Annotated in this window: 12 protein-coding genes and 1 riboswitch; of the genes, 4 read left to right on the top strand and 8 right to left on the bottom strand. The window is 27.7% G+C overall.

The features are described from left to right. Positions 1-62 precede the first annotated feature (62 nt). The 3 genes from scfA to B5F09_RS06235 all read left to right on the top strand — a co-directional run bounded on the left by scfA (position 63) and on the right by B5F09_RS06235 (position 3,004). Positions 63-221, top strand: coding sequence for a six-cysteine ranthipeptide SCIFF (gene scfA / locus B5F09_RS06245; protein WP_083784286.1), 159 nt, complete (start codon positions 63-65; stop codon positions 219-221). A gap of 66 nt (positions 222-287) precedes the next feature. After that, positions 288-1,673 (top strand): thioether cross-link-forming SCIFF peptide maturase, encoded by a 1,386-nt coding sequence (gene scfB / locus B5F09_RS06240; RefSeq protein ID WP_087372716.1) that lies wholly within the window; start codon positions 288-290, stop codon positions 1,671-1,673. After that, positions 1,673-3,004: an aminotransferase class V-fold PLP-dependent enzyme gene (locus B5F09_RS06235; protein WP_087372713.1), complete on the top strand. Its 1,332-nt coding sequence runs from the start codon at positions 1,673-1,675 to the stop codon at positions 3,002-3,004. The genes scfB and B5F09_RS06235 overlap by 1 nt, the downstream gene beginning before the upstream one ends. A 131-nt stretch (positions 3,005-3,135) precedes the next feature. Here B5F09_RS06235 and B5F09_RS06230 read toward each other — a convergent pair whose 3' ends face one another. The 4 genes from B5F09_RS06230 to B5F09_RS06215 form a co-directional block, all read right to left on the bottom strand. Continuing rightward, positions 3,136-3,882 carry an SDR family NAD(P)-dependent oxidoreductase gene (locus tag B5F09_RS06230; protein WP_087372710.1) on the bottom strand — a complete coding sequence of 249 codons (747 nt, stop codon included), beginning with the start codon at positions 3,880-3,882 and terminating at the stop codon, positions 3,136-3,138. 20 nt (positions 3,883-3,902) lie between these two features. Beyond that, the gene (gene efp / locus B5F09_RS06225; protein WP_087301718.1) at positions 3,903-4,460 is read right to left on the bottom strand and encodes an elongation factor P; all 558 of its coding nucleotides are present in this window, start codon (positions 4,458-4,460) and stop codon (positions 3,903-3,905) included. Between the two features lie 271 nt (positions 4,461-4,731). After that, positions 4,732-5,421, bottom strand: a complete 690-nt coding sequence (locus B5F09_RS06220; RefSeq protein WP_087372708.1) for a radical SAM protein — start codon at positions 5,419-5,421, stop codon at positions 4,732-4,734. Between the two features lie 2 nt (positions 5,422-5,423). After that, positions 5,424-5,906 carry a QueT transporter family protein gene (locus tag B5F09_RS06215; protein WP_087372705.1) on the bottom strand — a complete coding sequence of 161 codons (483 nt, stop codon included), beginning with the start codon at positions 5,904-5,906 and terminating at the stop codon, positions 5,424-5,426. 69 nt (positions 5,907-5,975) lie between these two features. Then, positions 5,976-6,022: riboswitch (PreQ1 riboswitch) on the bottom strand. A gap of 856 nt (positions 6,023-6,878) precedes the next feature. On the opposite strand from B5F09_RS06215, the gene B5F09_RS06210 reads away from it, so the two are divergent. Continuing rightward, entirely contained in the window at positions 6,879-7,874 is a 996-nt protein-coding gene (locus B5F09_RS06210) for a UPF0158 family protein (protein WP_087372702.1), read from the top strand. Between the two features lie 123 nt (positions 7,875-7,997). On the opposite strand, the gene B5F09_RS06205 is transcribed toward B5F09_RS06210, so the two are convergent. The 4 genes from B5F09_RS06205 to B5F09_RS06190 form a co-directional block, all read right to left on the bottom strand. Continuing rightward, positions 7,998-8,864 carry a type II restriction endonuclease gene (locus B5F09_RS06205; RefSeq protein WP_087372698.1) on the bottom strand — a complete coding sequence of 289 codons (867 nt, stop codon included), beginning with the start codon at positions 8,862-8,864 and terminating at the stop codon, positions 7,998-8,000. Beyond that, the gene (locus B5F09_RS06200; RefSeq protein WP_087372695.1) at positions 8,854-10,422 is read right to left on the bottom strand and encodes a Dam family site-specific DNA-(adenine-N6)-methyltransferase; all 1,569 of its coding nucleotides are present in this window, start codon (positions 10,420-10,422) and stop codon (positions 8,854-8,856) included. Before B5F09_RS06200 ends, B5F09_RS06205 begins: the two co-directional genes overlap by 11 nt. Positions 10,423-10,509: 87 nt before the next feature. Next, a complete protein-coding gene (locus B5F09_RS06195) occupies positions 10,510-11,439 on the bottom strand; it encodes a site-specific integrase (RefSeq protein ID WP_087372691.1) in 930 nt (309 codons plus the stop codon). A 107-nt stretch (positions 11,440-11,546) separates the two neighbouring features. After that, a complete protein-coding gene (locus tag B5F09_RS06190) occupies positions 11,547-11,723 on the bottom strand; it encodes a DpnD/PcfM family protein (RefSeq protein ID WP_087372687.1) in 177 nt (58 codons plus the stop codon).

The raw sequence follows: 11,723 nt of genomic DNA, 5'->3' as shown, positions 1-11,723 counted from the left end.
ATATTATTCAATAATGTATAAAATATCGATACCTATAAAAAATTACAATTGGGAGGTTTATTATGAAACACATTATGACTCTTGAAACTCGTAATCTTTGTGATAGCGCCAAAAACGGTGGTTGTGGTGAGTGTCAAACATCTTGTCAATCTGCTTGCAAAACTAGCTGTGGTATTGCTAATCAAAAATGTGAAAACACAAACAAGAAAAACGAGAAGTAATTTAAATCAAAAAATAATGCCGCCTACTTGGCGACATTTTTTATATTATAAAGGAGAAATTAAAATATGATACATCAATATAAATTAGGTGGATATAACATCGTGCTTGATGTTTGTTCAGGCTCTGTTCACGCAGTTGATGAAGTAGCTTATGAAATGATAGCTAAGTATCTTGATAAAGATAAAGATACATTAATTTCAGAAATGAAAGAACTTTATAAAGATCGATTAGATATTAGCGAAAATGATTTGTATGAATGCTATCAACAAATCACTGAACTTAAAGATGCTGGAAAACTTTTTGCTGATGATACCTTTGAATCGATGGCTGGAACTTTAAAAGAAAAAACATCAGGTGTTGTAAAAGCCTTGTGTCTACACGTTGCTCATACTTGTAATCTTAATTGCTCGTATTGCTTTGCAAGCCAAGGAAAATATAAAGGTGAACGGGCTTTAATGAGTTTTGAGGTTGGTAAACAGGCTCTTGACTTTTTAGTTGAAAACTCAGGAACTCGTCATAACCTTGAAGTTGACTTTTTTGGGGGTGAACCGCTAATGAATTTCCAAGTGGTAAAAGATTTAGTGGCTTATGCTCGTTCAATTGAAAAAGAAAAAAATAAAAATTTCCGTTTTACCTTAACAACAAACGGAATGTTAATTGATGATGAAGTAATTGAATTTGCCAATCGTGAATGTAGTAATGTAGTATTGAGTTTAGACGGTCGTAAAGAAATTCATGATCGTTATCGTGTGGATTATGCTGGCAAGGGAAGTTGGGAAAGAATTGTCCCAAAATTCCAAAAGCTTGTTAAAGCCCGTGGTGGCAAAGACTATTATATGCGTGGTACCTTTACACATGCAAATCCTGACTTTTTAAAAGATGTTCAAACTATGTTAGATCTTGGTTTCCGTGAACTAAGTATGGAGCCCGTTGTAAGCGGGGCTGATGATCCTTCTGCTCTAACCAAAGAAGATATGGAAATTGTAATGGATCAATATGAAAAACTGGCTGAACTTATGTTAAAACACGATAAAGAAAACGACCCGTTCACTTTCTATCACTATATGATTGATCTTACTGGTGGTCCTTGTATTTATAAAAGAATTTCTGGTTGTGGTTCAGGAACTGAATATATGGCAGTTACTCCTTGGGGTGATTTATATCCTTGTCACCAATTCGTAGGTGATGAAAAGTTTAAATTAGGTGATGTTTGGAAAGGTGTAACAAATCATCAAATCCAAGATAAATTTGCTTCATGTAACGTTTACGCTCATCCAGAATGCAAAGACTGTTGGGCAAGACTTTATTGTTCAGGTGGTTGTGCAGCAAATGCATACCATGCTACAGGTTCAATTACTGGTGTTTATGAAGCTGGGTGTGAGTTATTCCGCAAAAGAATGGAATGTGCAATTATGGTAGCCATCAATCGAGCTTTTTCAGGAAATGAATAATGAAAACACCAATTCATGATTTTATTGTCCGTTATAATAAGCAAAATCCCAAACGATTTCATATGCCTGGTCATAAAGGAGCTTCCTATTTAGGGTGTGAGACTTACGACATCACCGAAATCGTTGGAGCGGATAGTTTATATGAAGCCCATGGCATCATCAAAGAAAGTGAATTAAATGCAAGTAAACTTTTTAATTCGCGAACTTTCTATTCAACGGAAGGGTCTTCACATGCTATTCGGGCGATGTTATCACTAACTTTACAATATGCAAAAGAAAAATCTAAAAATCCTTTAATTTGGGCTGCAAGAAATGCTCATAGCACATTTATTAGTGCTGTTGCCTTATTAGACTTTTCAGTAAAGTGGTTGTATTCGCCCCATAATACGTATCTATCTTGTCTAATTGAACCAGATACACTTGATAAAGAATTAAAAAAAGCTAAACAATTACCGGTAGCAATTTATATTACTTCACCTGATTACTTAGGTAATCAAGCTAAAATTTTTGAATTAGCAAATGTTTGTCATAAATATGATGTCTTATTACTAGTAGACAATGCACATGGTGCTTATTTGAAGTTTCTCCCTACTTCATTGCATCCAATTGATTTAGGTTGTGACATGTGTTGTGATTCAGCTCATAAAACACTTCCTGTATTAACCGGAGGGGCTTATCTTCATCTATCAAAAAAACGATTATCTTTTTTAGATAGTGATGTAAAAGAAGCATTTAGATTATTTGGATCTACAAGTCCTTCTTATTTGATACTGCAATCTTTGGATTTAGCGAATGTATATTTAGAACAACTGACAAATAAATTAACTGATTTTATTCCAATTATTGATACTATGAAGCAAAAGCTTGTCGAAAATGGCTATCAGCTTATTGGTAATGAACCTCTTAAATTAACGATTGCTACAAAGGATTATGGATATAGTGGAAATGAATTTGCCAAGTTATTGGCAAAGCAAAATATAATTGTGGAATTTTCTGATCCAGACTATGTTGTTTTTATGTTTACACCTTCACATAAAGAAGCGGATATTCAATATTTGACTGATTATTTAATAAAAATTCCCCGTAAGCAAGCAATTAATACTTCACTACCTCAATTTTCTTATCCGACTGCATCTATGTCAATTCGTGAAGCCATGCTTTCACCTTTTGAAACATTACCTATCGATAAATGTATTGGTAAAGTCTTAGCAAAAGCTTCGGTTGGTTGTCCACCGGCAGTTCCGATTTTGGTTTGTGGTGAAGTAATTGATGAAAAAGCAGTTGAATGTTTTAAATATTATGGAATTCTAAGCTGTCATGTAATAAAATAATTTTGATTAAAGGAGCACTATACATTATTGTGCTCCTTTTTAACTATCCAAATTTTAAAGTATTCTCTTTAAAGGAAAAAGGCATAGACGACTTGCTCGACTATGCCAAATTTATAAATCTTAAACAATTTTTAACAGCTTCCCTTTTGTCCACCATCAATCCGAATAATCGTATTATTGATAAAATTTGCTTCATCACTAATTAAAAACTTAACTAAATAAGCTACTTCTTCTGGTTTACCATAACGATTGACCATTATTTTTTCTGTTTCTTCCTTTAAAAACTCTTCATCATATCCATCCAATTCATTTTCAGTACCAATGAATCCTGGGGCAATACAATTTACATTAACATATGGTGCAAATTCAAAAGCCAGATTATGCGTCATTGAAATTAATGCCGCTTTACTTGCATCATAATCAATACACATTGGATAATAAGTATTAATCCCATTAGTCGAAGAAATATTTATTATTCTTCCATATTCTTGATCGATCATATGACGATATACCCGCTTACTACAATTAAATGCCCCTACTACATTTACATCTAATGTTTTTCTAAATTCTTCAGCATTTTTTAAATGAAATAAGTTTGATAAATCAATTGCAGCATTATTGATTAAAATATCAATTCCACCAAAAGTATCTTCAATCAATGAAACCATTTCATCAACCTTGTCTTCTTTAGAAACATCACATTTAACTATCATACAACGAACATTATATTGTTTAATAATCATCTCTTTCAATGACTCAGCTTCTTTTGACGATGTTAAGTAATTAATTACTATATCATAGCCCTGTTTTGCTAGTTCAATAGCAATAGCTCTACCAATGCCTTGAGCTCCTCCGGTAATTAAGACAATTTTATTCATAATTTTAAAAAAGAGCTTAATTAAGCTCTTCCTGAGTATTTACCATCTGCTGTAAATACAACAATTACTTCTCCTTGTTCAATGAATTGAGGAACTCTTAATGTTAATCCAGTATTAGTAACAGCATCTTTTGTTTGGTTAGATGGTGCTCCTTTAATTGCTGGATCTGTTTCCACAACTGTTAATTCAACTTTTTCTGGAACTGATACTGATAATAATAATCCTTCAAAGAACATTAATGAAACAGTTGAACCTTCAATAATATAGTATTTAGTATCTCCTACTTGTTCTTCAGCCAATTCATATGTTTCATATGTTTCCATATCCATAAAATAATATGTACCATCTGCTTGATATGAATATTGAGCTTCTTTTCTAGAAATGTTTGCTGCTTCAAACTTAGTAGAAGCATTAAAGTTTCTTTCTTGAATTGCACCAGTTTTTAAGTTTCTCATCTTTGTTTTTAAGATAGCAGCTCCTTTACCTGGTTTTACATGTTGAAAATCTAAAACTTGACAAGGATCACCATCAACAATTAAAGTTAATCCTGTTCTAAAATCACCTGCTAAAATAGCCATATATTCCACTCCTAATCTAAATATTTTTTTACATACCTATTTTATCAATTTTATACTAATTCCTCAAGATACAATATGCTAGTTATTCTTGTTTTTCTTTAGTAAGTTCTTTAATATAGCTGCTTCTTTTAATATAACCATAAGTTATATTAGTGAAACATCATATTTTAACGTAAATAAGATATAACTATCATAAAGCAATATTAATAACTATTTCAAAGAAACTATCCTCTTGGTATATGTTTATTAGTATTTAATTTATATCTAAATTCTAATCTCCGACCCCAAAATCAGTAGGTATTCCTAAATAATCATATTTACTATTATTTTTTAAATCGTGATATTCTTCGTCAAACCATTTTATTAATTCTTCATCTCTTTTTATTGGCGTAGAATTATTACGATATATATTTATTGTTCCATGATCAAAATACTTGGTTAGTATTTCAATATCTTTTCTAATCATCTCTTTAGTTTGACCTTGGATACCAACCATTAAACAAGGTGAATCAAAATCTTCTAATATTTCTTCAATTTTGTCAAAATGAACATTTTTATTTAAAATATTGTTTCTCATTTCATCATCAAAAGTTTCGATACCAGTTTTTACTATAATTTCTATTTTAAATTTTTCTCTTAAAGCTTTTATCTTCTTTTTATATAAATAATGAGCTTCAATATATAATCTCTTTATTTTCTTTTCAACAATAATTTTATATATTCTTTCTATTGTTTCATCAGGTAGTTCAAAAAAACTACCTGAATTAATAACTTCTAATACTCCATATTGACCAGTTACATTATTCAATACTTCATCATTAATCTTCTTATTTTCATTTTGATTAACATCATTATCTTCAATATAATCACAAAACGAACACTTACCCCATATACATGGTCTTGACTTTAATAAAACTATCTCTCTTTTATCTTTTTCTAAGATATGACTATAACGCTCCATAATTACTCCTTAATATATTCTATAAATTTAACATTCTTTTCTAATCGTTTAAAAACAAATGTTCCTAAATACAATACAATTGCTTCACCAATAAAAACATACAGTGCATTAATTAAATAAGGTATATGATAAACTAAACTCAATTCCCCACCAATAATTAATCCTGTTGCTAGCGAACCAATTAAAGCCGAAAGATAAATATTCGTTACTCTATTCATAAAATAACATACAACTAATGTACTAAGCGGACCTACGATCCAATCAATAATTCCTAAAGGTGAAGGAATGTTTGCTATAAAACATCCTATTGCTAATCCAGGTATTAGCTTCTTGTTATAAAATGCTAATAATACAACAATCTCTGATAACCTTAATTGCAATTCTCGATATGCCAGCGGTTGGATCATCAAAGTTAACACCGCATAAACAGTAGCAACCATGCCGTTTAAAGTAATCATCTTAATTAAATCTTTTCTTTTTTTCATTTTCTTACCTCTCCAAAATTACAGTTTGAAGCCAAATAATAATAAAAAGTGGCAAAGCCACTTTCATTATTATTCTTAGTTTTTTATACTGGGTTTGGCTTTCGAACCAGTTTATTTAATTCTATTAAAGTTTATTAAAATTTTAATTATTTGTCAACTATCAAAAATATAATATAATGAAATCTTGACTATCTTCATAACTATAAATACGCACAACATTTTTACTTATCTACATTAAATTTACTAATATTAGAATATGTTGATTAATTGCAATATTTAAAAAATATTTTACAAATATTATTAAATTAATGTTTTGTCTTAAAATCAAATATATCTTTTATTCATTTTTAAAGTCGAAAAAATCATTTATTAAAATGTTATGGTGTTCTGTGCATTTTAATATCAAACCATACCGACCTATCACTGCATATAACCTACCATTATCATTAGGGAATTTTACATTATTATTTTTTAAAAATTTACTAGCTAATTTATAATGTAACCACTCTTTTTTATTATAACGATAACAATATGTCCATAAATTTTGTTCTTTTTTAACCGTAATTTAGCACTACATACAGGACATATTTTTTAATAAATTTTTGATTTAACTTGTTAATTTGCTTTTCCATAATTTGTGCCTCCATCCGAATTTGATATTATACCATAAACTTTTACAATAAATGATGTTTTTCCTTAATATTTCGACAATAGTTTTACATAAAATCAAATTTTTTCTGAAGAAATGAAAGCTATATTATTAACAAAGCTTAATCTTATTATCAAAAATTATTTTTAAATTTACCTTTTTTATACTTCATATGTTAAAATTTTCTAAATTTGATAGTTATCTAAATATAAAAATATTAAAATAGATTTGTTGTCAAATATACATATAGACTAATTTATATGTATATAGACATATTTATTTAAACATGATAATATAAGTGAAGTTAAAGCAAGGTGATATAGATGAATGTTTTATTATTTGGTGTTAGTAATGTTGGTAAATCAGCAATTGGTAAACGACTTTCCCAATTATTAGAATACGATTTTTATGATCTAGATAATGAAATAACAAAAGAATATAATATGACTCTAACTGATTTTTTAAATATATATGTTGATGATTATAATCGTCATAAAAGAAAAATAGATTTATTAAACAAATTAATCAAAAAATCAGAAAATTCTGTAATTGCTGTTTCACCAATTAATTACAAAGAACTTCTAAAACCATATCTTAATCGTAGAAATATTTTACCAATCGTACTTAAAGACACACCACAACATATTTTTGATCGATTAATTTTTTCTGACGAATTTGACAATGTTTATATTGATAATGAATATAAAAACAAACACAAACAATACTATCTTGATGAAATTTTACAAGATATTTATGCTTATCATGATATATATCAAGATATAAAATCAGATTTTTTTATTGATAATCGCTCAATTGAACAATCAGCTACTATTTTATGTGATTTAATAAAAAATAATAAACCAATAAAATATGCAGTTGATATTGATGATATCCTTTATGAAATGATATCAACTACAAGCGAATGTGCTTGTATGTATGATACAGTCAGTGGTCGTAAAATTTATATTAGTTTAAATAATCTCTATCCAGCAAGTTATAATGATATAATGGACTTGGTTTTAAATGATGATATTTATATTCAACTACCAACATTGGAAGATCTACTAAGTTTTAATTTTTATGAAGATTATTTAAACGAATTATCAGATGAAGTTATAAAAAATGACTTATTACAAAAATACGATGATATTAATCGAGATTTTCAAGAAGATTTAGATGAGTATGGTTTATTAGATGATTGGCTTCAGTATGAATATAATAAAAATTTGGATTTTGCTAAGAACTGGTGTAAAGCTAATAATATTGATTATGAAATACGCTCAGTCTTTGAAAAGCAGCATCTGTCATCTAATTTATAAAAAGATAAGTTCATATACAATGTCATTAAGTTAAGGCTTTAACTTAATGACATTGGCTTTTAACATAACCTTCATTTTGACTACATAATATTATAATAAGTCAAACTATTATACACATATGTTTTATTTAACAACTACATTTAGAATACCATTTTCTAAATCATTGATATTATATAAAGTATCTAATACATCAAATGTTTCTTTTAAATTGTGTCGAGCACTAATCCACCCTTTTCCATCAGTCACCCAAATAAAAGTAATACCCTGAATTTTATCAATTTCTTCTGCAATATTTTTAAAGCTTCTTGCTGTCTCATTAAGTTTACTTCCACCACTTTTATAAAAGTTAGTTTCAAATGCATAGATTTGATTATTTGTTTTTACAACAAAATCAAATCTTTTAGCTACATCACCAGCGTTAGTTAGCAAAGAAAGATCCATATTCCATCTATCTTCAATTTCTTTTGTATACATCTCTTTGTAGTATTCTACCCCTAATTCTTGAATATATTTTTCTAGCAGATTTTCCATCAAATGACCACCACGATTCTTTCGCCCGTTAGAATCTAATCCGACTTCTACTCCCAAAACATAATCTACTAAATTATTAATTATCCGATTTTGAATCAATTCTTTTAAACCAGTTTCTATCATGAATGTTAAATAGTCATCTATTAAATACTGATCTAAGACTACATTTTTATGGTATTTAAAGTTATAGGTTATAGATTTATCCTTTTCTTGAATCTCTATTTCATTATTTCTAACAGCTATTAATATTGGAATACACTCCAGTATTTTAGGATATTCGGTACATAGTTTTTTAAATTTACCATCGAAGTCTTTTACTCCAATTAATGAATTAAGAATATTTAATTCTATATTAATATTTTCAACATTTTTATATATTTTATCAAAATCTACATAATATTTATAATCTGCAATGTTACTTCTAAATGATTCAATCCACTGATCAAAATCACGTTTCATTATGTACATCACCTACTCTTTTTAATCCGAGTTCGTAATAATCTTTTTCTTTTTCAATACCAATAAATCTTCTGTTTAGTTTTTTACAAATAACACCAGTAGTGAAACTTCCAGCCATAAAATCACAAACAAGATCACCTTCATTAGTACTTGCTAGAATAATTTTTTCTAATAAATACTCTGGCTTTTGAGTTGGATGTTTGCCATATTTCTTTTCACTTTTTGGGGTCAATGATCCAACAAAAACATCTTTCATTTGTTTGCCTCCATTTAATTCTTTCATCAACTGATAATTGAATGTGTACTTAGCATTTTTTAGATTCTTTTTTGCCCACAATATTGTTTCTGTTGAATGAGTAAAGCAACGACATGCAAGATTTGGTGGTGGATTAGTTTTCATCCAAGTAATATTATTTAGTATTTTAAATCCTAATTCTTCTAACAAATATCCTATTATATAAATATTATGATATGTACCAGATATCCAAATAGTTCCGGTATCTTTTAAAATGCGTTTAGCTTCTAATAACCATCTACGATTAAAATCTATTTTCTCTTCAAGACTATAATTTTCATCCCAAGACCCTTTATTTACTGATACTTGCTTACCACCAGAACATGTAATACCACCATTAGATAAAAAATAAGGTGGATCTAAAAATATCATATCGATAGATTTTTCTTTAATACTAGGTAGTATTTCAAAAGCATCTCCATTAATTAATTGAATATCTGAATTATTTTTGTAATTAGTAATAATTACTTCTTCACCATTTCTATTAGAAGAGTCTGAATTAATTAACCTTTTTACACTTACTACTTCAATATTAAAATCTATATATAATTCTCTAATAAATTCGGTATTATGATTTGTTAACATACAATTGACACCCTTTAATGTTAATTGTTTAAAAAGATTTGCTAATCTAATATGTTCTTCCTTAGAAAAGCCTTCTTTTGTATATGATTCAAACGAAGTATCCTTTAATGGTGCATAAGGACTATCAAAAAAAACAAAATCACCTTCTTTGCAATTTTTACATGCTTTTTCAAAATCTTCACAGTTAATAGTTACACTCTGTAAATAATCAGATATTTGTTTTAAATTATCACGATCAAAAGAATTCCCTGTTTTCTTTTGATTAAATGGTACATTAAATAGTCCCTTTGAATTAACTCGATACAAGCCATTAAAACAATGTTTATTTAAATAAATAAACATTGCAGCAAGATCTGTATCCTTAACGTTATTTTTTATCTTATCGTTATAATTTTCTCTAATTTGGTAGTAAAATTCTTTAGGATTATTTACATGTTCGTTATCTAATTGCGTTAATTTATTAATTAATTCATCACAGTTTTCTTTTATACACCTGTAAGTAAATATTAATTCTTCGTTAATATCACTGATAGTTGCATTATTAAATGCAAAATTAAATAAAACCGCTCCGCCACCTACAAATGGTTCATAATAGTCATTAATACTTGATGGTAATCTTTCAGCGATTTTATCTAATAATTGTGTTTTACCTCCAGCCCACTTTACAAATGGTTTCATAATTCACTCCTTTTTCTTTTAGTTACGTACTAAAAGAAAAAAGATCTGAATTAATATTAAATTCGGACCTTTGCTGTTATTTATTCTTTAAATTTTAATCCTATCCATGCATGCCTTTTTATACTTCTTTTTTGAATGCACATATAGTTTCATTGTCGTAGTAGGCGAAGAATGACCTAATATCTCACTTAAACATTTATAATCAAAACCTAATTCAATACATTGACTTGCAAAATAATGTCGCAACGAATGGACGGTAACTTCTGGTAAATTAAGTTTTTTTAATTTGTTTTTAAAACGATATCTAAAAACTCTTGGTTCAATAAATTTATCAGTTTGTGTTAAATAATAGTTAGAATTACATTGAATTTTTAAATATGGTAATAGTGAATCAGGAATAGGTATAATTCTTTTGGAATTAACGGTTTTAGTTTCGGTAATAATTATTTTTGTTTTATTTTTATTTGATACATCTTGTATTCTTTGTAAAGTTTTATTAATCTTTATTTCTTTCGTATTTAAATTTATATCGCTATTTTTAAGTGCACACACTTCACCAATTCTCATTCCTGTACACATTATTAGTAATATTCCTTTACTAAAATAGTTATCATCATCCTTTAAATGATTAACTAATTTACTAAAATCATCAGCATCTAATAATACTACTTTATCCGGTATTTTGTTTATTTTAAAATTTAAATCCATATTTTCAATGTAATTTTTATTAATAGCATACCCAAAGCTTTGCTTTATGATATTAATTAAATCTTTAACGGTTTTTATTGATAAACCCCCTCGATTATCTAATCTACCATATTCCAGTTTATAATTGATAAATTGTTGTATTTCAATTTTTTTGATTTTTGAAATTTGTTTATTATTGAAATAAGGTTTTATATGATGTTCAACATGGAATTTATAAGTTGCATAAGTTGACTCTTTTACATTACTTTTTACTTCTAATAACCATTCATCTAATATTTCATCATATTTTTTTCTTTTTAATAAAATCATTTTATTTACACTCTCCTTTAAATAATTTTATAATAGGATAGATCAAAATCAAAAAAACTGTTAGAATATAAAAAAAGATATCTTTTAGTACGTAACTAAAAGATATCTCAATCGTTTTCATTTAATACATATTCAGTTATTACATCACAATCTTCAGGATATAAAATAATTTCACAGTCATCATACATCTCTTTAACTTTTACTAACGCTTCATCTTTAGAATTTGCTACAACTGTGAAATCTTTTGATAGATGTTCAAGAATAGTTATTTTATAGTTTTTCAT

The organism is Erysipelatoclostridium sp. An173 (genome assembly GCF_002160495.1).
Lineage (GTDB): Bacteria > Bacillota_I > Bacilli_A > Erysipelotrichales > Coprobacillaceae > Thomasclavelia > Thomasclavelia merdavium.
The sequence above is the reverse complement of the archived record's forward strand: the minus strand, read 5'-3'. Positions and strand labels throughout refer to the sequence as shown.